This window comes from uncultured Modestobacter sp. (genome assembly GCF_947486615.1).
Classification (GTDB): domain Bacteria; phylum Actinomycetota; class Actinomycetes; order Mycobacteriales; family Geodermatophilaceae; genus Modestobacter.
On sequence record NZ_CANKUD010000001.1, the window covers coordinates 153,599 to 175,492 of the forward strand.

Below are 21,894 nucleotides of genomic sequence, written 5' to 3' on the forward strand. Positions count from 1 at the left end.
ATCACGTGTGTGGAACTCCCTGAGCCCCGCCTCGTGACCGTCCCGGCGACAGCGCGGGCACGGCCCAGGTGCTGGGTGCAGAACTCGAGGAGGCGCTGCCCATGAGCGATCAGGACAACGGATCGCAGGGTCAGCTGTTCAGCGACGCGGCCGTGGGTGCTCCCTCCTACGACGACGTCGACACCGACGTGGTCGGTTACCGGGGCCCGACGGCGTGTGCCGCCGCGGGCATCACCTACCGGCAGCTGGACTACTGGGCCCGTACCGGCCTGGTCGCCCCCTCGGTGCGCACCGCCACCGGCTCCGGCACCCAGCGGCTCTACTCCTTCCGCGACATCCTGGTGCTCAAGGTGGTCAAGCGACTGCTGGACACCGGGGTCTCGCTGCAGAACATCCGCAAGGCCGTCGACCACCTGCGCACCCGCGGGGTCAAGGACCTGGCCAACATCACCCTGCTGTCCGACGGTGCGACGGTCTACGAGTGCACCTCCGCGGAGGAGGTCGTCGACCTGCTCGCCGGCGGTCAGGGCGTCTTCGGGATCGCCGTCTCCGGGGCGCTGCGCGAGCTCTCCGGCGAACTGGCCGAGCTCCCCGCCGAGCGGCTGGACGGCAGTGGCCCGGCCGCCGACGACGAGCTGTCCGCCCGGCGCCGTCGCCGCGCCGCCAGCGCCTGACGAAGGACCTCCTCTCCCTGGCGCCGTCCCGAGGCTCGTCCCGAGCGTGCGGGGGACGAGGAGGGCGGGGTCCTTCCACTCACGGCAGGCCCCTGAGAGGGGCCGCGCCGGGCTCGGCGGACGCGCCGGTGCGCGCCGCGGGGCCGCGCCGGCCCGCTGACCGGTCCAAATCGACCCGGCCGGGAGCCGCTGAGCCGCTGGTAGCGTCGTTGCAGTGGGCGACCTGACTCCTGGCTCTGACGGACTCCGCACCGGGGCACTGCCCTCGCTCGCCGAGCTGACCACGCAGGGGTCGTTCGCGGCCCGGCACATCGGCCCGCGACCCGACGACACCGCCGAGATGCTCGAGGTCGTCGGCCACGACTCGCTGGCCGCCCTGGCCGACGCATGCGTCCCCGAGGGCGTCCGCGACCGGACGCCGCTGGACCTCCCCGCCGCCGCCGACGAGGCCACCGTGCTGGCCGAGCTGCGCGAGCGCGCCGCGGCGAACGAGGTGTTCACCTCGCTGATCGGCCTGGGTTACAGCGGCACGATCACCCCGACGGTCATCCAGCGGAACATCCTGGAGAACCCGGCCTGGTACACCGCCTACACGCCCTACCAGCCCGAGATCAGCCAGGGCCGGCTCGAGGCACTGATCAACTTCCAGACGATGGTCGCCGACCTCACCGGGCTGCCGGTCGCCGGCGCCTCGATGCTCGACGAGGCCACCGCGGCCGCCGAGGCGATGACCCTGGTGCGCCGGGCCGGCCGCGCGAAGGCCGACGCGGTCTTCGTCGTCGACGCCGACACGCTGCCGCAGACCCTCGCGGTGCTCCGCACCCGGGCCGAGCCGCTGGGCATCGGCCTGCACGTCACCGACCTGTCCGGTGGCTGGCCCACCGACCTGCCCGGGGCCGGTGCCTTCGGCGTCCTGCTGGCCCACCCGGGCGCCAGCGGGGCGGTCCGGGACCACCGTGCGCTCGCCCAGGCCGCGCACGACGCCGGCGCCGCCGTCGTGGTGGCCGCCGACCTGCTGGCGCTCACGCTGCTGGAGGCGCCGGGGGAGTGGGGCGCCGACGTCGCCTGCGGCACCACCCAGCGGTTCGGCGTCCCGATGGGCTACGGCGGCCCGCACGCCGGCTACCTCGCCGTGCGCGAGGGCCTGGCCCGCCAGCTGCCCGGCCGGCTGGTGGGGGTGTCCGTGGACGCCGACGGCGACGTCGCCTACCGGCTGGCCCTGCAGACCCGCGAGCAGCACATCCGCCGGGAGAAGGCGACCAGCAACATCTGCACCGCCCAGGTGCTGCTGGCGATCATGGCCGGTGCCTACGCCGTCTACCACGGCCCCGAGGGGCTCACCGCGATCGCCGCCCGGGTGCACCGCACCGCGCTGGCGCTGGCCAGCTGGCTGCGGGCCGGCGGGCTGTCGCTGGTGCACGAGGAGTTCTTCGACACCCTCAGCGTCTCGGTGCCCGGCCGGGCCGACGAGGTCGTCGCCGCCGCCGCGCGGCACCGGGTCAACCTGCGCCGGGTCGACGCCGACACCGTCGCGGTCGCCGTCGACGAAACCACCACGCTGCCGGTCCTGGAGCTGGTTGCCGAGGCGTTCGGGGTGACCCCGGACCACGCCGTGGCCGACGACGGTGGCGCCGACGCGCTGCCGGCCGCACTCCGCCGCCGCACGCCGTTCCTGACCCACCCGGTGTTCAGCGAGCACCGGTCGGAGACGGCGATGCTGCGCTACCTGCGCCGGCTGTCGGACAAGGACCTGGCGCTGGACCGCACGATGATCCCGCTGGGCTCCTGCACGATGAAGCTCAACGCCGCCACCGAGATGGCCGCCATCACCTGGCCGGAGTTCGCCGGGCTGCACCCCTTCGCCCCGGTCGAGCAGGCGCGCGGCTACGCCCAGCTGATCGGTGAGCTCTGCGACGGGCTGGCCGAGGTCACCGGCTACGCCGCGGTCAGCGTGCAGCCCAACGCCGGCTCGCAGGGTGAGTTCGCCGGGCTCATGGCCATCCGCGCCTACCACCACAGCCGCGGGGACACCCACCGCGACGTCTGCCTCATCCCGTCCTCGGCGCACGGCACGAACGCCGCCAGCGCCGTCATGGCCGGCATGCGGGTCGTCGTCGTCGCCTGCGACGAGGCCGGCAACGTCGACCTCGCCGACCTGCGCGCCAAGGTCGACGCCCACGCCGAGCGGCTCGCCGCGATCATGATCACCTACCCCTCGACGCACGGGGTGTTCGAGGTCGAGGTGCAGCAGATCTGCGCGGCGGTGCACGACGCCGGCGGACAGGTCTACGTCGACGGGGCGAACCTCAACGCGCTGGTCGGGCTGGCCAAGCCCGGCCGGTTCGGCTCCGACGTCAGCCACCTGAACCTGCACAAGACCTTCTGCATCCCGCACGGCGGCGGCGGTCCCGGCGTGGGGCCGATCGGCGTCCGGGAGCACCTGGTGCCCTTCCTGCCCGGCCACCCGCTGGTGGAGACCGGCGGCACCGGCGCCCCGATCTCGGGTGCGCCCTGGGGCTCGGCGGGGATCCTGCCGATCTCCTGGGCCTACCTGCGGCTGATGGGCCCCGACGGGCTGCTCAAGGCCACCGAGCACGCGATCCTGGCCGCCAACTACGTCGCCGAGCGGCTGCGGCCGCACTACCCGGTGCTCTACACCGGAGCCACCGGCCTGGTGGCGCACGAGTGCATCCTGGACATCCGGCCGCTGACCAAGGCCACCGGCGTCACCAACGACGACATCGCCAAGCGGCTGATCGACTTCGGGTTCCACGCGCCGACGATGAGCTTCCCGGTCGCCGGGACGCTGATGGTCGAGCCGACCGAGAGCGAGGACAAGGCCGAGCTCGACCGGTTCGTCGAGGCGATGGTGCACATCCGCGGGGAGATCGAGAAGGTCGCCAGCGGGGAGTACGACCGCACCGACAACCCGCTGCGCAACGCCCCGCACACGCTGCAGATGCTGGCGGGGGAGTGGGCGCGGCCCTACCCGCGCGAGGTCGCCGTCTACCCGGTGCGCCGGCTGGTCGGCCGCGGCTACCTCTCCCCGGTGCGCCGGATCGACGGCGCCTACGGTGACCGCAACCTGGTGTGCTCCTGCCCGTCGCCGGAGGCGTTCGAGGAGCCGCACGAGGCGCACCCGCCGGTGGCCAGCGAGCCCTCCCGCGCCCAGGGCGCCCCGGACGACCTCGGCACCACCCTGGACGTCGTCGCGCAGAGCTGACCTCGGCGCCCGGCGTGGGCCGGATCAGGTGCCGGTGAGCACCGCCGCCGCGGCGGCGTCCAGCGCCTGGCTCGCGGTGGACCAGGTGGTGCTGCTCGGGAAGTCGCCGAGCAGCACCACCACCTGGCCGTCGGCGAGGACGGCGGCCGAGTGCAGCTGCCGCCGGGCGTCCACGCAGCACATCCAGCCCTGCTTGGCGGCGACCGCGCCGCTGGTCGGGGCGTCGGCGGCGATCAGGCCGAACTCCTGGTCGAAGCCGTCGGCGGCAGTGGCGGTGGTGGCGTGCATCCAGCCGGTGAGCGTGGCCAGGTCCGCTGCGGACAGGACGTCCTCCAGCCCGGCCAGGAAGGTCGCGTAGTCGGCGGCCGTGGTCGTCGACTCCCCCCACCGACCGGCCGTCTCCGGCGCGGCGGTGCCGGTGAGACCGGACTCCGTCGCGGCCGCGGTGACCAGCTCCGCGCCGTCGAAGCGGGTCCACAGGGTGCTCATCGCGTCGTCGTCGGAGGCGGTGACCGCGCGGCGCATCAGCGCCAGGTCGTCGTCGTCCAGGGTGAGCTCACCGGCCTCGTCCCGGGCGAGCAGCTGCTGCACGACCAGCAGCTTGACCAGCGAGGCGGTCGGCAGGGCGTCGTCGGCCCCGGACCCGGCGACCAGGGTGGTGCCGGCGTCGTCCAGCACGACCACGGCGATCGTCCCGCCGGCGGCCGAGGCGGCGTCGTCCACCGCGGCCAGGACGGCGGTGCCGTCCACCGTCACCGGGTCGGCGGTCACCGGGTCTGCGGTGGCCGCCGACGCGCCGGCCGATGCCGTGGCCGGCTGCGGGGTCGCCGCGCTCGCCACCGCGGTGACGGGCGGGTCACCCGCGGTCAGCGCGAGGACGCCGCCGCCGGCTAGCACCGAGGCGATCAGCGTCGCGGCCAGCCAGTGGCGGAGGCGACGGCGGGGGACCCGGTGGTGGACCATGCCCGGCAGCGTCGGCGGCCGGGCTGTGCCGGTGCTGTGGTCGGGCCGAGGGCAGACCCAGCATCAGCGGGTCAGGACGAGAGCAGGTCCGGGTTCAGGAGACCGCGGAGAGCGTCCACCGGCGGTCGAGCACGACCCGGCCGTCGGGGAGCAGCTCGCCGTCGTCGTCGAACAGCAGCACCCCGTTGCACAGCAGCGTCCAGCCCTGCTCGGGGTGCCGGCTCACCGGGACGGCGAGGACGCGGTCGTCGGCGACGGCCGCGGGGCAGCGGGTGGCGTGGGTGCACATGCGGTGTCCAGTCCTGGAGCTGCGGGGACGGTGGCGCCGCGACACCGCGGCGGACCGAGTGTGCGCGCGGTCACGGCCCCGCGGAGCGGGCGACACCTGCCCACGTCGCCGTCCGGCCTCGTCAACTCGCGAGGCCGACTCGCGAGGCCGACTCGCGAGGCCGGCTCGCGAGGCGGACTCGCCAGGTCGACTCCCACGGGGGCAGCTCCGCGTGGCCGACTCCCGCGCGCTGAGGTCAGAGCTTGCGCAGCAGCACGCGGCGCACCGAGTGGTCGGCGGCCTTCTGCAGGACCAGCCGGGCGCGGGAGCGGCTGGGCGCGATGTTCAGCCGCAGGTTGGGCTCGTTGACCGCTGTCCAGATGCCCCGCGCGGTGGTCGTCGCCTCCTCGTCGGTGAGGTCGGCGAAGCGGTGGAAGTAGGCGCTGGTGTCCTGGAACGCGGTGCGGCGCAGGGCCAGGAACCGCTCGACGTACCACTGCGAGATGTCGTGCTCGGTGGCGTCGACGTAGACGGAGAAGTCGAAGAAGTCGGAGAGGAAGACCTCGGGCACCCGCCCGTCGCCCCGCCCGCCGGCCTGCAGCACGTTGAGCCCCTCGAGGACCAGGACGTCGGGGGAGTCGACCACCTGCCGCTCGCCGGGCAGCACGTCGTAGGAGGAGTGCGAGTACAGCGGGGCGCTGACCGCCGGCTTGCCGGACTTCACGTCGGCCATGAACCGCAGCAGCGCCCGCCGGTCGTAGCTCTCCGGGAAGCCCTTGCGGCCCAGCAGCCCACGGGACTCCAGGACGGCGTTGGGCAGCAGGAACCCGTCGGTGGTGACCAGGTCGACCCGCGGGGTGTCGGGTGCGGCGGCCAGCAGCGCCTGCAGCAGCCGGGCCGTGGTGCTCTTGCCGACCGCGACGCTGCCGGCGACCGCGATCACGAACGGCACCTTCTCGGTGCGGGCGCCCAGGAACTGGGTCTGCGCCGCCCAGAGCCGCCGGCTGGCGGTCACGTGCAGGTGCAGCAGCCGGGCCAGCGGCAGGTAGACGGTGGCGACCTCGTCCAGGTCGATCCGGTCCCCGAGCGTGGCCAGTGCCCGCACGTCGGCGTCGTCCAGCGGCAGCTCGCCGCCGGCCGCCAGCGCCCGCCACGACGCACGGTCGAAGGCGGTGAAGGGCGAGACCTGGGCTCGCGTTCCGGCCGTCACGGCGCCCATGGTGCCGCCTGCCTGCCCGGAGCCCCCCGACCGGGTGGTCCCCGGCCGGTGGGTGGGCCGTCGGCGGCGTAGGGGCGTCTAGGGTCTGGGCGTGTCGTCGACCGGCTTGCTGGACCGGATCGAGCGCTACTTCGCGCTCGCGCCGCTGTCGGACGCCCAGGTGCACGCCGTCGGTGCGCTCCAGGTGCCGATCGGGTCGCCGGAGTGGCCCTACCCGGCCCGGCCGCGCCCGGGCCAGGAGGCCGAGGTCACCGAGGCCGACGTGCGGGCGGCCGTGGAGCTGCAGGAGCGGTCCGGGCTGCCGGCGTCGCTGGAGTGGCTGGGCGACCGCTGCCGCGGTCTCGCCACCGTGGCGCGGGCGGCCGGCCTCCGGGTCGAGGAGCTGCCGCTGCTGGTGGCCGCCGACCCGGTGTCGCTGCTGCTGCCCAGCGAGGTGCGGTTGTTCCTGGTCGGCGCCGACGACCCCCGGCTGGGCCTCTACCAGCGGCTGATCGCGATGGCGTTCGCCGGCACCCCCGCGCCGGCTGCCGAGTCCGGTCAGGGCGTTCCGGACGTCGCGCAGGACGACCCGGGCCCGGCGGAGGTGCCGCCGACGGAGGTGCTGCGGGAGCGGGTGGCGTCGGGGCGCACGGTCATGATGGTCGCCGTCGACGAGGGCCAGCCGGTGGCGATCGGGTCGCACCAGCCGGTGGACGTCGACGGCACCGAGGTCAGCGAGGTGGTCGGCGTGGTCACCCTGCCGCGCTTCCGGGGGCGTGGGCTCGGCGCGGGGCTCACCTCCGCGCTGGTCGAGCACGCCCAGCAGACCGCGGACCTGGTCTTCCTCTCCGCCGGGGACGACGACGTCGCCCGGGTGTACGAGCGGGCCGGCTTCGCCCGGATCGCCACCAGCTGCGTCGCCGAGCGCCCCACCGGCTGAACCGGCTGAACCGGCCGGGACGACGCCGGTCGGCGGCGGGGCCGGCCCGGCCGGGGCGGTCGCGCACCCCGGCCGGAGGGCTCACTCGACGTCGAACGTGGCCACGATCGTGGCGCGGGCCAGGGTGTGGCTGAAGAGGTTGAACCCCAGGTAGGCCGGGGTCGCCTCGGCGGGGATGCCGAGGTCGGCGGTGTCCAGGGCGTGCACCACCACGTAGTAGTGGTGCGTGCCGTGCCCGGCCGGGGGAGCGGCACCGACGAAGCCGGCGAACCCGGCGTCGTTGCGCAGCTGCACCGCGCCCTGCGGCAGACCACCGTCGGCGGCGCCCCGGGGCAGGTCGGTCACCGTGGCGGGGATGCCGGCCACCGCCCAGTGCCAGAAGCCGCTGGCGGTGGGGGCGTCCGGGTCGTAGACGGTGACCGCGAAGCCCTGGGTCTCGGCGGGGAAGCCCGACCAGGACAGCTGCGGGGAGAGGTCCTCGCCACCGGGGACGCCCATCCTGCCGCTGGCGTGCGGTGCGGGGAGGCGGTCGCCGTGGCTGATGTCCGTGCTGGTCACCGTGAAGCTCGGGACCTGCGGGAGGAAGTCGTACGGGTCGGGCGGGGTCGGTCGACCGGCCATGCCGGGGTCCTCCTCGGGGATCGGGGGCCTGGCCCGGAGGCCAGCTGGCGGCGGGGAGCCGTGCCTGGTCCCGACCCTAGGCAGCCGTGCCGTGCCGCGCCCGGTCACCGCCCACCGATCGCCCGTCCGACCGTTGGTTCGACCGTTATCCCCAACAACGTCACGATCAGCCCATCCGCCGTCCCCGACTCACGGTGGCACCTGGACGGGCCCACGCGGAAAGAGCCGCAGCGAGCGGGGGAGCGGACGGCCTCGATCCGTCCGGTGGGGTCTCGGTGGCGGGTGGGGGCTCGACGGGTCGGCGACCTGGTCTCGCCGTAGCGTGTCGGGGGTGCTGGGACTCCCCGAAGACATCCGGGCCTGCTTGTTCGACCTCGACGGGGTCCTGACCCAGACGGCGAAGGTGCACCAGGCCGCCTGGAGACGCACCTTCGACGAGTTCCTCCTGGGCCGGGACCCGTCGGCGGCCGGGTTCAGCGGCGACGACTACAACCGCTACGTCGACGGCAAGCCCCGCAAGGACGGCGTCCGCGACTTCCTGGCCAGCCGCGGGATCACCCTGCCCGAGGGCAGCGATGGCGACCCGGCCGACGCCGCCACCGTCTCCGGCGTCGCCACCCGGAAGAACCAGCTGGTCCTGGCCGAGCTCGACGAGCACGGGGTGCAGGTCTACGAGGGCTCGATGCGGTACCTGCGCGCGGCGCGGGACGCCGGGCTGGCCACCGCCGTGGTGACCGCGTCGGCCAACGGCGAGAACGTCATCGCCGTCGCCGGCTTCGCCGACCTGATCGACACCCGGGTGGACGGCGTCGTCGCTGCCGAGCAGGGCCTGCGCGGCAAGCCGGCCCCGGACACCTTCCTCGCCGCGGCCCGCGCCCTGGGTGTCGAGCCGGCCCAGGCAGCGGTGTTCGAGGACGCCCTCTCCGGTGTGGCCGCCGGCCGGGCCGGGGAGTTCGGCTTCGTCGTCGGCGTCGACCGGGTCGGGCAGGCCGACGGGCTGCGCGAGCAGGGCGCCGACGTCGTGGTGACCGACCTCGACGAGCTGCTGGGGGGCACGCTGTGACGGAGGGGCGCGCGCACTTCGTCGTCGAGCCCTGGTCGCTCACCGAGGTCGGCCTGGACCTCGCCTCGCTCGGCGTGAACGAGTCGGTGTTCGCGCTGGCCAACGGGCACATCGGGATGCGTGGCAGCCTCGACGAGGGGGAGCCGATCGTCGTCCCGGGCACGTACCTCAACGGCTTCTTCGAGGAGCGGCCGCTGCCCTACGCCGAGGCCGGCTACGGCTTCCCCGAGCAGGGGCAGACCGTCGTCAACGTGACCGACGGCAAGCTCATCCGGCTGCTGGTCGGGGACACCCCGCTGGACCTGCAGTACGGCGACGTGGTGGAGCACCGGCGCACGCTGGACCTGCGCAACGGGGTGCTCCGCCGGGTGACCGAGTGGCGCGGGCCCAGCGGCCGCCAGGTGCGGGTGACCAGCACCCGGCTGGTGTCGCTGACCCGGCGGTCGATCGCCGCGATCGAGTACGAGGTCGAGTGCACCGACGACCAGGGCGACCTCTACATCGCCCTGCAGTCGGACCTGCTGGCCAACGAGCGGGTCACCACCACCGAGTCCGACGATCCGCGCGCCGCGGCGGCGATGACCCGGCCGCTGGAGTCCGAGCTGCACGTGGGCCGTGGCCGGCACGCCGTCCTGGTGCACCGGACCCGGCGCAGCCGGCTGCGGATGGCCGCGGGCATGGACCACGAGGTGGACATCCCCGACTCGGCCACCGAGGAGTTGGAGTCCTCACCGGACCTGGCCCGTTACACCCTCGCCGCCCGGCTGCCGGCCGGCTCGAAGCTGCGGCTGGTCAAGTACCTGGCCTACGGCTGGTCCAGTCGCCGGTCCGCCGCCGCCGTCCGGGACCAGGTGGAGGGGGCGCTGGCCACCGCCAAGCTGGCCGGCTGGGAGCGGCTGGTGCGCGAGCAGCGCGAGCTGCTGGACCGGCACTGGGACGAGGCCGACGTCGAGATCGAGGGCGACGACGAGCTGCAGCAGGCGGTGCGGGTCGGGATGTTCCACGTGCTGCAGGCGGGGCTGCGCGCCGAGCGGCAACCGATCCCGGCCAAGGGGCTCACCGGCGACGGGTACGACGGGCACACCTTCTGGGACACCGAGACCTACGTGCTGCCGGTGCTCACCTACACCGCCCCCGGCGCCGTCCGGGACGCCCTGCTGTGGCGGCACTCGATCCTGGACGCCGCCCGCGAGCGCGCCCGGCAGCTGGGCCACGACGGCGCGGCGTTCCCCTGGCGGACCATCCGCGGGGAGGAGACGTCGGGCTACTGGCCGGCCGGGACGGCGGCGTTCCACATCAACGCCGACATCGCCGATGCCGTCGCCCGGTACACCGCGGCCACCCAGGACGACGTCTTCGACCGCGACTACGGCACCGAGCTGCTGGTGGAGACCGCCCGGCTGTGGGCCTCGCTGGGCCACTTCGACGACGGCCGGGGCTTCCGGATCGACGGGGTGACCGGCCCGGACGAGTACACCGCCGTGGTGGACAACAACGTCTACACGAACCTGATGGCGCAGCGGAACCTGCGCGAGGCCGTCGCCGCCGTCGGCCGGCAGCCCGACACCGCCGCACGGCTGCAGGTGGGGGAGGACGAGGTCGACCTCTGGACCCGGGCCGCGGACGCGATGCGGGTGCCGTTCAACGCCGAGCTCGGGGTGCACGAGCAGTCCGAGGGGTTCACCCACCACCAGGAGTGGGACTTCGAGGGCACCCGGCCCGACCAGTACCCGCTGCTGCTGAACTTCCCCTACTTCGACATCTACCGGAAGCAGGTCGTGAAGCAGGCCGACCTGGTCATGGCCCTGCACCTGCGCGGGGACGCGTTCACCCTCGAGGAGAAGATCGCCGACTTCGCCTACTACGAGGCGCGCACGGTGCGGGACTCCTCGCTGTCGGCGGCGGTGCAGGCGGTGATCGCCGCGGAGACCGGCCACCTGTCGCTGGCCTACGACTACTGGGGCGAGGCGGCGCTGACCGACCTGCAGAACCTGCACGGCAACAGCGGCCACGGGCTGCACATCGCCTCGCTGGCCGGCGGCTGGATGGTCGCCGTCGGGGGCTTCGGGGGGATGCGCGACCACGGCGGCCGGCTGACCTTCGCCCCCCGGCTGCCGCCACGGCTGACCCGGCTGCGGTTCCGGGTGGCGTTCCAGGGGCGCTGCGTCTCGGTCACCATCACCCCGGAGAAGGCCACCTACCGGCTGGTGCACGGCGACGAGCCGCTGGAGATCGCCCACCACGGCAAGCCGTTCCTGGTCACCGCCGAGGGCACCGAGCTGGAGGTCCCGCCGGCGCCCGAGGTCGCCCCGGTGCACCAGCCACCGCACGCGGCACCCCGGCGCCGCCACCGCCCCACCAGCGACTGAAGAAGGACCCCCTCGCCCCCCACCCTTCGCAGGCTCAGGGCGGGGCCCTGCGAGGGGGCCGGTAGGGCGCCGCTCGGTATCGGGGACCGGGGTCAGGGGAGGACGGCGGAGGCGCGGAGGAGCCACCAGGCGCCGAGGGCGAGGGCGCCCACGTCGACCAGCAGGAAGACGCCCACCCAGGCCAGGCCCGGCAGGTCGGTGAGGCGGGCCAGCTGGTCGGCGTCGGAGTCCCGGGCCGAGCCCGACCGGCGCTTGGCCTGCAGCTCCAGCACCGTCTTCGGCGCGGCCAGCAGCAGGAACCAGGTGACGACGTGCGCGAACACCGCCTGGCCGGTGGCCGGCAGCCACCAGGTGGCGGCGAAGACCAGGGCGCCGGTGACCAGCACCGACCACAGGCCGTACCAGTTGCGGATCTGCACCAGCAGCAGGGCGAGCAACAGCAGCAGGGCCCACAGCAGGCCGATGGCGTGCCCGGCCGCCAGCAGCGCCGCGGCGCCCAGCCCGAACAGCCCCGGCCCGGTGTAGCCCGCGGCCGCGGTCAGCACCATGCCGGGCCCGGTCGGCCGCCCGGCCGAGACGGTGACGCCGGAGGTGTCCGAGTGCAGCCGGATGCCGGCCAGCCGCCGTCCGGTGGCCAGGGCGGCCAGGCCGTGCGCGCCCTCGTGGGCGATGGTCACCGAGTGCCGGGCCCGCGACCACAGCGCCCGTGAGGACACCAGGACGGCGGCCAGCGCCGCGGTGAGGGCGAGCAGCCCGCCCGGGAGCGGGGGAGAGGACGCGGTGACCTGGTCCCAGAAGGAGCTGACGGCGTCCATCCGCTGATCGTGACCACCGCAGCTGTGCACCGGCCCAGCGCCACGCCGCGGGGCCGGTGGTGAGGGACCCGACATCCCGCCGTCATCCGGGGCAGCCATCCTGGTGGCATGGAGAGCACTGCCCCGGCACCGGCGCGCGCGGAGACCCCGCAGCTGCCGGTGACCGTCTCGTTCACCCGGCGGGCCGACCCGGCCCACGCGGTGGAGATGACCGCCTGGATCCAGGCGGGACTGACGATGGCCGAGGACTTCCCCGGGTTCCTCGGCGGTGGCTGGGTCCGCCCACGCCACGACGCCGACGAGTGGCACATGCTGTGCCGCTTCGACTCCCCGGCCAGCCTGGCCGCCTGGGAGGCCAGCCCGCAGCGGCGCTGGTGGCTCGGCTCCGCCCAGGGTCTGGCCGAGATGACCCGCACCGAGCGGCGCTCCGGGATCGAGGGCTGGTTCGACCCGCCGGTGGACGCCGCCACCGAGCTGCCGGCGGTGACCGCACCTGCCGCGCCGCCGCGGTGGAAGCAGGCGGTGACGATCTGGCTGGTCTTCTTCCCGCTGAACCTGCTGGCCACGGTCACCCTGGGCGCGCTGCTGGCCGACGTGCACGTCGTCCTGCGGGTCGCGGCGATGACGCTGACGCTCACCCCGGTGATGACCTACCTGCTGCTGCCGTGGGTGACCCGGCGGCTGGAGTGGTGGCTCCGGAAGGACCCCGTCCCCCGCACCCCTCGCACGCGCGGGCCGAGCCTCCGGACGGGGCCGAACCGGCGCGACCGCTGAGGCCCGGGCGTCACTCGCCCCCGGACCGCCGGTGCCACCAGGTGCCGACGACGAACACGAGGACGCCCAGGCCGACGGCGACGACCGCCTGCCAGAACGGGTCGGGGACCAGCGCGTAGAACCAGCCGAAGGTGCCGCTGCCGCCGGCGGCGCTCAGCTCGGTGCCGGGCATCAGACCAGGTCCGCATCGTGGGTGAGCAGCGCGATCTGCACCCGGTTGGTCAGCTCCAGCTTCACCAGCAGCCGGGAGACGTGCGCCTTGACGGTGGCGACGCTGAGGTACAGCTCGCTGCCGATCTGGGCGTTGGACAGGCCGCGGCCGATGGCGAGGGCGACCTCCCGCTCACGGTCGCTGAGCAGGTCCAGCCGCGCCCGGGCCAGGGTCCGGCGGTCGGGACCCGAGGCGGCCGGCTCGGCGGTGGCCACGTGCGCCATCAGCCGGCGGGTGACGGTGGGGGAGAGCATCGGCTCGCCGGCGGCGACCCGGCGGACGGCGTCGACGATCGTGGCCGGCGGGGTGTCCTTGAGCAGGAAGCCGCTGGCCCCGGCCCGCAGGGCACGCAGCACCTGGTCGTCGGCGTCGAAGGTGGTCAGCACGATCACCTCCGGCGCGTCCCGCTGCTGCGTCAGCTGCTCGGTCGCGGTGAGCCCGTCGGTGCGCGGCATCCGGATGTCCATCAGGACGACGTCGGGACCGGTGCGCGCGACCGCGGCCGGGACCTCGGCGCCGTCGGCCGCCTCACCGACCAGCACCAGGTCGTCGGCACCGCCGAGCACCATCGCCAGGGCCGCGCGGACCAGCGGGTCGTCGTCCACCACGAGCACCCGGACCGGGGCGGTCACGCCTGGTGCCCGGCGGGCCAGGGCAGCTCGGCCCGCAGCCGGAACTCGCCGTCGGGGGTCCAGCCGTGCGCCAGGTGCCCGCCGGCCAGGCCGACCCGCTCCAGCAGGCCGACCAGGCCGGTGCCGCCGCCGGGCAGCGGAGCGGCGTACTCCCCGCCGGTGGGCGCGGGGTTGCGCACCTCCACGGTCAGGCCGGCGCCCGGGCCGCCCTCGAGGAGCACGGTCGCCACGGTGCCGGGCGCGTGCTTGCGCACGTTGGTCAACCCCTCCTGCACGACCCGGTAGGCGCTGCGGCCGACCCCGCTGGGGACGGCGGCGAGCTCGGGCACCCGGTACTCAGCCCGCACCCGCACCCCGGCGCAGCGGCTCTCCTCGACCAGGGCCGGCACGTCGGCCAGCGTCGGCTGCGGCCGGGTGCCGGGATCGCCGTCCCCGCCGTGACCCTCCCCGCCGCTGCGCAGGACGCCGATCACCTCCCGCAGGTCCTCCAGCGCCTGTCGGGCGCTGGCCCGCACGACGCCGGCGGCCTGGGCGACCTCGGCCGGGGAGGCGTCGGGGCGGAACTCCAGCGCGCCGGCGTGCATGCTCAGCAGCGAGAGGCGGTGGGCGAGCACGTCGTGCATCTCCCGGGCGATCCGGGTGCGCTCGGTGTCGCGGGCCTGCTCGACCCGCAGCTGCTGCTCCTCCTCGGCGCGCACCGCGCGCTCCTGGAGCGAGAGCACCAGCTGGCGGCGGGCCCGGACGAACATGCCCCACGCGACGACGGCCGCGGTGAGCACCAGCCCGAAGCCGGCCACCACCGGCACCGACGCGTCGGGTACCGGGCGCAGCACGGAGTACGCCGCGAAGCCGGCCAGCTGGACGGCGGCCACGGCGAGCACCGTGGGCAGCCGCCGGTGCACCGCCACGGTGAACAGCGCGATCAGCACCGCCACGCCGCTCATGTCGGAGAAACAGCCGATGCCGGTCAGCAGCACCGCGATCGTCACCGGCCACCGGCGCCGCCACCAGAGCAGCAGACAGCCCACGGACCCGGCGGTGAGGTCGGCGAGCAGCAGCAGGGCCGACGGCGGGGACGGGTCGTCCATCCCGACCCCGACGAACACCAGGCCACCGGCGACGGCGAGCAGGAAGCAGGCCAGGTCGACGGCCCAGTCACGCAGCGATCGGCGGAACCGCCGCCGGCCAGGATCCGCGGTGGTGGCCCGCGGTCCGCGTCCGGGCATCCCGGGGTGCCCGAGCAGCTGGGCCGGCACCAGGGACGGGTGCTCCACGCCGGTGCCGGCGTCCGGCCGCGGTCGGCCGGCGTCCTGCCCGGGTCTGATGGCGACGCTCACCCCGATGAGGCTACGGACGCCGGTCGGCCACCGGAACCGACCGAAGTCGGTGGTCGCACGCCCCCGGCGGCCGGGCCGGCGGCCGGATCACCGACCGAAGACGGATGCGGCACCCCGGGGAGAGGAGGAGGGTGGTGGCCATGATCACGATCGAGCACCTGACGAAGAGGTACGGCGCACAGGTCGCCGTCTCCGACGTCTCGTTCACCTGCCGACCGGGCACGGTCACCGGCTTCCTGGGCCCGAACGGCGCGGGGAAGTCGACCACGATGCGGGCGCTGGTCGGGCTGGCCGCCCCGACCAGCGGCACGGCCACGATCGCCGGCAAGCACTACCGGGAGCTGCCCAACGCCGGCCGCCAGGTCGGCGTCCTGCTCGACGCCGGCGCCCAGCACGCCGGCCGCACCGGGCGGGAGGTGCTGACCCTGTCGGCGATGGTCCTGGGTGTCGGCCGGGAGCGGGTCGAGGAGGTGCTCCGCCTGGTGGGCCTGGCCGGCCGCCCGGCGGGCAAGCGGCTGGGCAACTACTCCCTCGGCATGCGCCAGCGGCTCGGCCTGGCCACGGCGCTGCTGGGCGACCCGCAGGTGCTGGTGCTCGACGAGCCGGCCAACGGGCTGGATCCCGAGGGCATCTTCTGGATGCGGAGCCTGCTGCGCGGCTTCGCCGACCGCGGCGGCACGGTGCTGCTCTCCTCGCACCTGCTGCACGAGGTGGAGGCGGTCGCCGACCAGCTGGTGGTCATCGCCGGCGGGCGGATCGTGGCCCAGGGCAGCAAGTCCGAACTGCTGGCCGGCACCGGGGGCACGGTGGTGCGCGGCCCGGACCGGGCCCTGCTGGCCAAGGCGCTCGAGGTGGCCGGCATCGCCGTCTCACCTGGCCCGGAGGACGCCCTGGTGGCCGACGCCGAGGCCCTGGCCGTCGGCCAGGCGGTGGCGGCGGCCGGCGTCGTCCTCACCGAGTTGCGGCCGGCCGGGGGAGCAGGGCTGGAGGACCTCTTCCGCAAGCTCACCGGCTCGGGCTCTGGCTCCGGCGAGGGCCAGCAGGTGCAGGAGGTGCTGGCATGAGCACCGCGACCCTGGACGCCGACCGTCCCCGCACCGGCGCAGCGCCGAGCGCACCGTCCATGCTCACCCTGACCCGGGTCGAGCTGCGCAAGTCCACCGACACCCGGGCCGGCCGCTGGCTGCTGATCGTCATCGGCCTGGCACTGCTCGGCGTCGGCGCCATCGCGCTCTTCGTCGGGAACGGCCCGGACGCCTTCGCCGACCAGTTCGCCCTCACCCAGCTGCCCATCGGCGTCCTGCTCCCGGTCCTCGGCATCCTGCTGGTCACCAGCGAGTGGTCGCAGCGCACCGCCGGGCCGACGTTCACCCTGGTGCCCCGGCGCTCCCGGGTGCTCACCGCCAAGGTGCTGGCCGCGACCGTGCTCGCCGTCCTGGGCGTGCTCGCCGCGGCGCTGGTCGCCGCACTCACGACGGCGCTGTCCCCGGTGGTCGGGAACGCGTCGGGCGACTGGGGCCTCACCGGCGCACAGCTGGGGCAGCCGCTCCTCGTTCACGTGGCGTACGTGCTGTCCGGCGTGGCGCTCGGCATGCTGCTGCTCAGCTCGCCGCTGGCCATCGTCCTGTACTTCGTGCTGCCGACGGTCTTCACCCTCGTGTCGAACCTGGTGTCGGCACTGAGCTGGGTCAGCGACTGGCTGGACCTCACCGTCACCACCGCGCCGATGACCGCCGGCGAGCTGGCGTCCGACGGATGGCCCGGGGTCGGCACCTCCGTCCTGCTGTGGGTGGTCCTGCCGATGGCCCTGGGCTGGGCGCGGATCACCCGCACCGAGATCGCCTGACCCTCCCGGTCGGCGGCGGGGGAGTCCCGCCGCCGACCGGCTCAGGCGTGCTCGCCGGGCATCCGCGCCCTGCCGCTGAGGTGTCGGGCGGTGTTGACCAGGCCGACGTGGCTGAACGCCTGCGGGGTGTTGCCCAGGTGCCGGCCGGTGCGCGGGTCGTACTCCTCGCTCATCAGCCCCAGGTCGTTCGCGCAGCCCAGCAGCCGCTCGAACAGCTCCCGGGCCTCGGCGGCGCGGCCGATGCCGTTGAGCGCGTCGGCGAGCCAGAAGCTGCACAGCAGGAACGGCGCCTCCTCACCGGGCAGCCCGTCGACCCGGCCGTCGGCGTGGGTGTGGTACCTGAGCAGGAAGCCGTCGGAGGTCAGCTCGCGCCGCACCGCCTCCACGGTGCCCACCACCCGCTCGTCGTCCCAGGGCAGGAAGCCCACCTGGGGGATCAGCAGCAGCGCGGCGTCCAGGCCCTCCGAGCCGTAGAACTGGGTGAAGGTGCGCCGTTCGGCGTCGTAGCCGCGGGCGCAGACGTCGTCGTGGATGCGCTGGCGCAGCTCGCGCCACCGGTCGACCGGCCCGTCCAGGCCGTGCCGCTCCACCGCCTCGATCGCGCCGTTCACCCCGGCCCAGGCCAACACCTTGGAGTGCACGAAGTGCCGGGGCTCGCCGCGGACCTCCCACAAGCTGCTGTCCGGGGTGTCCCAGACGCCCTCCAGGAACGCCAGCAGTTCCTTCTGCACCGCCCAGGCGTCCGCGGTGGGGGAGAGGCCGGACTCCCGGGCCAGGTGCAGGCCGTCGAGCAGCTCGCCCCAGACGTCGAGCTGGAACTGCCCGGCGGCGGCGTTGCCCACCCGCACCGGGGCCGAGCCCTCGTAGCCGGGCAGCCACGGCAGCTCGTACTCTGGGATCCGCCGCGAGCCGTCCAGGGCGTACATGATCCGCAGGTCGGCCGGGTCGCCGGCGACGGCGCGCAGCAGCCACTCGCGCCAGGCCCGGGCCTCCTCCAGGTAGCCGGTGCCGAGCAGCGCCTGCAGGGTGAAGGCGGCGTCGCGCAGCCAGCAGTACCGGTAGTCCCAGTTCCGGCTGCCGCCCAGCTCCTCCGGCAGCGAGGTGGTCGCGGCGGCGACGATCCCGCCGGTGGGCCGGTAGGTGAGCGCCTTGAGGGTGATCAGCGAACGGCGCACCGCTGGGGCCCACTCGCCGTCGTAGCTGCAGTGCCCGATCCACTCGGCCCAGAACGCCTCGGTGCCGGCCAGCGCCTCCTCGGCGTCCACCGGCCCGGGCTGCGGCAGGTGCGAGGCGTGGTGGGTGAGCACGAACGGCACCCGGTCACCGGCGGCGACCTCGAACTCCGCGGCGGTGGTGTGGTCCTGCCCGTGCAGCTCCACCGGGGTGACCAGCGAGACGGCGTCCGGGCCCGCGACGGCGACCAGGTCGCCGTCCACCGACCGCACCCACGGCACCAGGTGGCCGTAGTCGAAGCGGAGCACCAGGTCCATCCGCATCGCCACCCGGCCGGACACGCCCTGCACGATCCGGACGACGTCGGCGCTGTCGCCCCGGGGCGGCATGAGGTCGATGACCCGCACCGTCCCGGTCGGGGTCTCCCACTCGGTCTCCAGCACCAGCGAGTCACCCCGGTACTGCCGGCGGGTGCACGGACCGCCGGTGGCCGGGGCCAGCTGCCACCGGCCGTTCCGCTCGTCGCCGAGCAGCGCGGCGAAGCAGGCGGCGGAGTCGAAGGACGGCAGGCACAGCCAGTCGATCGAGCCGTCCTTGCCGACCAGCGCAGCGGTCTGCAGGTCCCCGATCAGTCCGTAGTCCTCGATCCGGCTGGGCATGGGCAGGTCCTCTCGGTCGGGGATGGCGCGGAGTCGGTGCCTCGTCGTCCCGGCGCCTGCTGCCCGGCGGGCACCACGGGTGGCCGCTCGGCACGACGGGGAGGAGCCCGGCAGGCAGGGCTGGCGGGCGTGCCCTCTCTGACTACCAGTGCTCGGGGGCGCCCGCACCCGCGGCCCGCAGCGCCGCACCGCCCACCGGCGCCGGTGCCAGCCGCACGGTCCGGCTGCCCGACGCGACGTCGCTGCCGGATGAGGCGGTGATCAGCGCGGTGACGCTGGCCGAGCTGTCAGTGGGCCCACACGTCGCCCAGACGACGAGGGAACGGGTGGCCCGTCAGGCTCACCTCCAGCAGGCTGCCTCGCTGCGGGAGCGCCGGCCGGAAGCCGGCCGCCCGCGCCTACGACGCACTGATCGCTGCGGCCGCTCCGGCGGAGGGTGTGCCGCTCTGCACCTGCAACCCGGACGACCTCGCCGGGATCGACGACCTCGACGTGCGCGCCGTCCCGCATCTGGACCGTTCGTGGGCAAGGGCCGGCCGATCGTGTCGGTGGCTGCGTCTAGCGTGCGCGCTGTCGCACCAGTCGCCGACCAGCAGGGGAGACCGTCATGACCACGCTGCCCGATCGACCGAACACCGCCCTGGTCGTCATCGACGTCCAGCAGGGCGTGGTGGCCGAGGCGCCCCGGCGCGACCAGGTGGTCGGCAGCATCAGCTCGCTGGTCGACCGGGCGCGCGGCGAGGGCGTGCCGGTGGTCTGGGTGCAGCACTCCGACGACGAGCTGCTGCGGGGGAGTGACGACTGGCAGTACGTGCCCGAACTGGTCCGCGCGGAGTCCGAGCCGCTGGTGCACAAGTCCTTCGGCGACTCCTTCGAGGGCACCGACCTGGAGAGCGTGCTCGCCGCTGCCGGCGTCGGCCGGCTGGTCGTGGCCGGCGCCGAGTCCGATGCCTGCATCAGGTCGACCATCCACGGGGCGTTCACCCGCGGCTACGACGTGACGCTGGTCGGCGACGCGCACACGGCGGGGGACAAGAGCGCCTGGGGTGCGCCGCCGGCCGAGCAGGTCATCGCGCACACCAACCTGTACTGGCAGTTCCAGGCGGCTCCCGGTCGCACCGCGGCCGTCGTCGACGCCGAAGCGGTCACCTTCAGCGGCTGAGGGCGCCTCCCGACGCCGTCAGGGCCCAGTGCCGGTGCGGGTGGCCCGTGCCCACGCGCGAGGCTGCTCTCCGGCAGGGGAGTCGAGCCGGCGCAGGGGAGCAGGCCGGTCAGCGCTCGGCGAAGGCGATGCCCCAGGTCGAGGCCACGTCGGCGGGTTCGGTCACGCCGAAGACCGGCCTGCCGTGCTCCGGTACGACCAGGTCGTCGAGCTGGTGGGCCTGGCCGTCGCAGTCGAGCACCTCGGTGATGTCGCCCAGGTCCAGCTCGATGGTCCCGCCACCGGTGCAGGCGGCGAACGTGATCAGGGTGCCGCCCGCCGGCAGGGTCGTCGACGCGGTGGACTCCGTCCGGCTGTCGCCACCCACCGCGCCCAGGAGCGTCGCGCCCGACTCCGTGAGCGCGTCGCCGGCGATGTCCATGGCCTCGTCCACGGGTGCGCTGGCGGCAGTCTCGTCGCCACCGGAACAGGCGCTCACGGAACAGCCCGCGATGAGTGCCATGAGTGCGATGAGTCGCGTGCGCCGTTGCATGCGCGCAAGGTAGCGGCGCCGGACGGCGAGGCGTCGCATCGCAACGTCGACCGGGACGGGTGTTGCGTCGCGGTGTGCGTACGTCAGCGGAGACGGGGCCGGTGGGAGATCGGTGAGCCAGTGCTCCGATCGCCACTACTTGACATAATGTCGATTATCGGCGCGCAAGGCAGCCGGCCAGAAGGGGGTCCGCCGCCTGGTCGGACGCCGTGCCGACCCGGTGGATCGCCTGGTTCCCGTGCTGCGCGGACGACTTGACGACGACTCGGGTCCGCGCCGCCCGGCGGTCGCCTGACTCGACGACGGCGCTGCGTCGCGCCATGCCAATCTGTGGGTGTCGGGCTGGTACTGGTGGCGAGCCGCCCACTGTGCCGGACGGTCACCACCGGCCCCTGGACCGGCGGCCGACTGGACCCGGGGATGATCGGGTCGTCTCCCCCACAAGTTGATCTTGACCCTCGTGACCTGCCCCTCGGGCTCACCCCGTGCCACCGGCCTTCGGCGGCCCTGGCCGGCCCGCTGACCTCGCCCCCCGCTCCACGTCCACTGGGGTGAATACGTCACGCTGACGAAACCACCGGCCAAGGGCCTGTCTCGACGGGCGGCCGCGCCGATCCCTTCATAGGGTCGTGGCATGAACATCCGACGCCCGGTGACCGCCCTGCTCATCGCACTCACCCTGGCCGGCGGACCGGCGACGCTGACTGCGTGCAGCGCGGCCGGTGGCGGCGAGGACAGGAACGACGGGACCACCGACACCGACAGCGGCAACAGCGGCGGAGACGACCCGGGTGGCGCCTCGCAGGGCAACCTGCCCGACAACTCCGACAGCGATGAGGACTCCGAGCGCGACGAGGACTCGGGGACCGACAACTGAGCGGTGTCGCGAGGGGAGCGACACCGCTCCCCCAGCGACTCTCCCACACCAGGTGATTTGCGTCACTGTGACGCAAATCGAGGGGTGCGCCGGGTCAGCCGGCCGACCTGCCGTTCAGCCACAGCCGGTCGAGCCGGCCGGTCGACCGGATCAGGTCCTCCAGGGAGCGCTCGAGCTCGGCCTTGGTCGGCTTCTCGGTGAGCAGGGTCTGCACGTCCTCGATGGCGCAGCGCAGCTGGTAGAGCCGGTCCTGCAGGCCGTCGAGCTCTGCGCGCGTCACCAGGACGACGTCGTCCGACAGCCCGGCCTTGGCCGTCGCCGACCGCTGCTCGTAGGCCCGCTGCCGGCACGCCTGGCCGCAGTACAGCCGCGGCCGACCCACCGACTCCTGGGCAGGCAGCACGTTGCGGCACCACCCGCACCGCCGCTCCTCGCCCGCCGCACGCCGGGTCCGGGACGCCGGACGGGCGTGGGCACCGTGCTCTCCCGCCACGCCAGCGACGGTAGACGTCACCTCCGACAGTCCCGGGCCGGACACGCCAGCGCCCGGGCTGGGG

Annotated in this window: 21 protein-coding genes; 10 read left to right on the plus strand and 11 right to left on the minus strand. The window is 74.6% G+C overall.

The annotated features are described in order from the left end of the window. The first annotated feature begins 101 nt into the window (after nt 1-101). Nucleotides 102-674, plus strand: a complete 573-nt coding sequence (locus tag Q1A09_RS00740; protein ID WP_299950802.1) for a MerR family transcriptional regulator — start codon at nt 102-104, stop codon at nt 672-674. Nucleotides 675-888: 214 nt separating this feature from the next. Then, nucleotides 889-3,897: an aminomethyl-transferring glycine dehydrogenase gene (gcvP, locus tag Q1A09_RS00745; RefSeq protein ID WP_299950805.1), complete on the plus strand. Its 3,009-nt coding sequence runs from the start codon at nt 889-891 to the stop codon at nt 3,895-3,897. Nucleotides 3,898-3,921: 24 nt separating this feature from the next. Here the strand turns inward: gcvP and Q1A09_RS00750 are convergent, their stop codons facing one another. The 3 genes from Q1A09_RS00750 to coaA form a co-directional block, all read right to left on the minus strand. Next, on the minus strand, nt 3,922-4,860 hold the full coding sequence (locus tag Q1A09_RS00750) for a serine hydrolase (RefSeq protein ID WP_299950808.1): 939 nt from the start codon (nt 4,858-4,860) through the stop codon (nt 3,922-3,924). A gap of 94 nt (nt 4,861-4,954) precedes the next feature. Next, nucleotides 4,955-5,149, minus strand: coding sequence for a DUF5999 family protein (locus Q1A09_RS00755; protein WP_299950811.1), 195 nt, complete (start codon nt 5,147-5,149; stop codon nt 4,955-4,957). 235 nt (nt 5,150-5,384) lie between these two features. Then, nucleotides 5,385-6,347 carry a type I pantothenate kinase gene (coaA, locus tag Q1A09_RS00760; RefSeq protein ID WP_299950813.1) on the minus strand — a complete coding sequence of 321 codons (963 nt, stop codon included), beginning with the start codon at nt 6,345-6,347 and terminating at the stop codon, nt 5,385-5,387. Between the two features lie 91 nt (nt 6,348-6,438). Here coaA and Q1A09_RS00765 point away from each other — a divergent pair, with 91 nt between their 5' ends. Continuing rightward, nucleotides 6,439-7,266: a GNAT family N-acetyltransferase gene (locus tag Q1A09_RS00765; protein ID WP_299950816.1), complete on the plus strand. Its 828-nt coding sequence runs from the start codon at nt 6,439-6,441 to the stop codon at nt 7,264-7,266. A gap of 81 nt (nt 7,267-7,347) precedes the next feature. Here Q1A09_RS00765 and Q1A09_RS00770 read toward each other — a convergent pair whose 3' ends face one another. Further along, entirely contained in the window at nt 7,348-7,887 is a 540-nt protein-coding gene (locus Q1A09_RS00770) for a YbhB/YbcL family Raf kinase inhibitor-like protein (protein WP_299950818.1), read from the minus strand. 331 nt (nt 7,888-8,218) lie between these two features. On the opposite strand from Q1A09_RS00770, the gene Q1A09_RS00775 reads away from it, so the two are divergent. Both Q1A09_RS00775 and Q1A09_RS00780 read left to right on the plus strand, forming a co-directional pair. Further along, nucleotides 8,219-8,950 (plus strand): HAD family phosphatase, encoded by a 732-nt coding sequence (locus tag Q1A09_RS00775; RefSeq protein WP_299950820.1) that lies wholly within the window; start codon nt 8,219-8,221, stop codon nt 8,948-8,950. Then, nucleotides 8,947-11,319, plus strand: a complete 2,373-nt coding sequence (locus Q1A09_RS00780) for a glycoside hydrolase family 65 protein (RefSeq protein ID WP_299950822.1) — start codon at nt 8,947-8,949, stop codon at nt 11,317-11,319. Before Q1A09_RS00775 ends, Q1A09_RS00780 begins: the two co-directional genes overlap by 4 nt. A gap of 92 nt (nt 11,320-11,411) precedes the next feature. Here Q1A09_RS00780 and Q1A09_RS00785 read toward each other — a convergent pair whose 3' ends face one another. Beyond that, complete coding sequence (locus Q1A09_RS00785; RefSeq protein ID WP_299950824.1) at nt 11,412-12,134, minus strand: M50 family metallopeptidase; 723 nt, start codon at nt 12,132-12,134, stop codon at nt 11,412-11,414. 108 nt (nt 12,135-12,242) lie between these two features. Between Q1A09_RS00785 and Q1A09_RS00790 the strand changes: the two genes are divergently transcribed. Further along, nucleotides 12,243-12,908, plus strand: a complete 666-nt coding sequence (locus Q1A09_RS00790) for an antibiotic biosynthesis monooxygenase (protein WP_299950826.1) — start codon at nt 12,243-12,245, stop codon at nt 12,906-12,908. Nucleotides 12,909-12,918: 10 nt separating this feature from the next. Here Q1A09_RS00790 and Q1A09_RS00795 read toward each other — a convergent pair whose 3' ends face one another. From Q1A09_RS00795 to Q1A09_RS00805, 3 genes are read right to left on the minus strand one after another with little or no spacing between them, the layout of a single operon-like run. Continuing rightward, the gene (locus tag Q1A09_RS00795) at nt 12,919-13,080 is read right to left on the minus strand and encodes a hypothetical protein (RefSeq protein WP_299950827.1); all 162 of its coding nucleotides are present in this window, start codon (nt 13,078-13,080) and stop codon (nt 12,919-12,921) included. Next, the gene (locus Q1A09_RS00800) at nt 13,080-13,751 is read right to left on the minus strand and encodes a response regulator transcription factor (protein ID WP_299950829.1); all 672 of its coding nucleotides are present in this window, start codon (nt 13,749-13,751) and stop codon (nt 13,080-13,082) included. The genes Q1A09_RS00795 and Q1A09_RS00800 overlap by 1 nt, the downstream gene beginning before the upstream one ends. Further along, nucleotides 13,748-15,088 (minus strand): sensor histidine kinase, encoded by a 1,341-nt coding sequence (locus Q1A09_RS00805; RefSeq protein ID WP_299950832.1) that lies wholly within the window; start codon nt 15,086-15,088, stop codon nt 13,748-13,750. The genes Q1A09_RS00800 and Q1A09_RS00805 overlap by 4 nt, the downstream gene beginning before the upstream one ends. Nucleotides 15,089-15,228: 140 nt before the next feature. Here Q1A09_RS00805 and Q1A09_RS00810 point away from each other — a divergent pair, with 140 nt between their 5' ends. Further along, entirely contained in the window at nt 15,229-16,152 is a 924-nt protein-coding gene (locus Q1A09_RS00810) for an ABC transporter ATP-binding protein (protein WP_299950834.1), read from the plus strand. Next, nucleotides 16,149-16,934, plus strand: a complete 786-nt coding sequence (locus Q1A09_RS00815) for a hypothetical protein (RefSeq protein WP_299950836.1) — start codon at nt 16,149-16,151, stop codon at nt 16,932-16,934. The genes Q1A09_RS00810 and Q1A09_RS00815 overlap by 4 nt, the downstream gene beginning before the upstream one ends. A gap of 41 nt (nt 16,935-16,975) precedes the next feature. Here the strand turns inward: Q1A09_RS00815 and Q1A09_RS00820 are convergent, their stop codons facing one another. After that, the gene (locus Q1A09_RS00820) at nt 16,976-18,766 is read right to left on the minus strand and encodes a glycoside hydrolase family 15 protein (RefSeq protein WP_299950838.1); all 1,791 of its coding nucleotides are present in this window, start codon (nt 18,764-18,766) and stop codon (nt 16,976-16,978) included. Between the two features lie 607 nt (nt 18,767-19,373). Here Q1A09_RS00820 and Q1A09_RS00825 point away from each other — a divergent pair. Beyond that, nucleotides 19,374-19,928, plus strand: coding sequence for an isochorismatase family protein (locus Q1A09_RS00825; protein WP_299950840.1), 555 nt, complete (start codon nt 19,374-19,376; stop codon nt 19,926-19,928). Between the two features lie 109 nt (nt 19,929-20,037). Here the strand turns inward: Q1A09_RS00825 and Q1A09_RS00830 are convergent, their stop codons facing one another. Next, complete coding sequence (locus tag Q1A09_RS00830; protein WP_299950842.1) at nt 20,038-20,499, minus strand: hypothetical protein; 462 nt, start codon at nt 20,497-20,499, stop codon at nt 20,038-20,040. A gap of 595 nt (nt 20,500-21,094) precedes the next feature. On the opposite strand from Q1A09_RS00830, the gene Q1A09_RS00835 reads away from it, so the two are divergent. Then, complete coding sequence (locus tag Q1A09_RS00835) at nt 21,095-21,337, plus strand: hypothetical protein (RefSeq protein ID WP_299950844.1); 243 nt, start codon at nt 21,095-21,097, stop codon at nt 21,335-21,337. Between the two features lie 94 nt (nt 21,338-21,431). On the opposite strand, the gene Q1A09_RS00840 is transcribed toward Q1A09_RS00835, so the two are convergent. Further along, nucleotides 21,432-21,740, minus strand: coding sequence for a hypothetical protein (locus Q1A09_RS00840; protein WP_299950846.1), 309 nt, complete (start codon nt 21,738-21,740; stop codon nt 21,432-21,434). Nucleotides 21,741-21,894 lie beyond the last annotated feature (154 nt).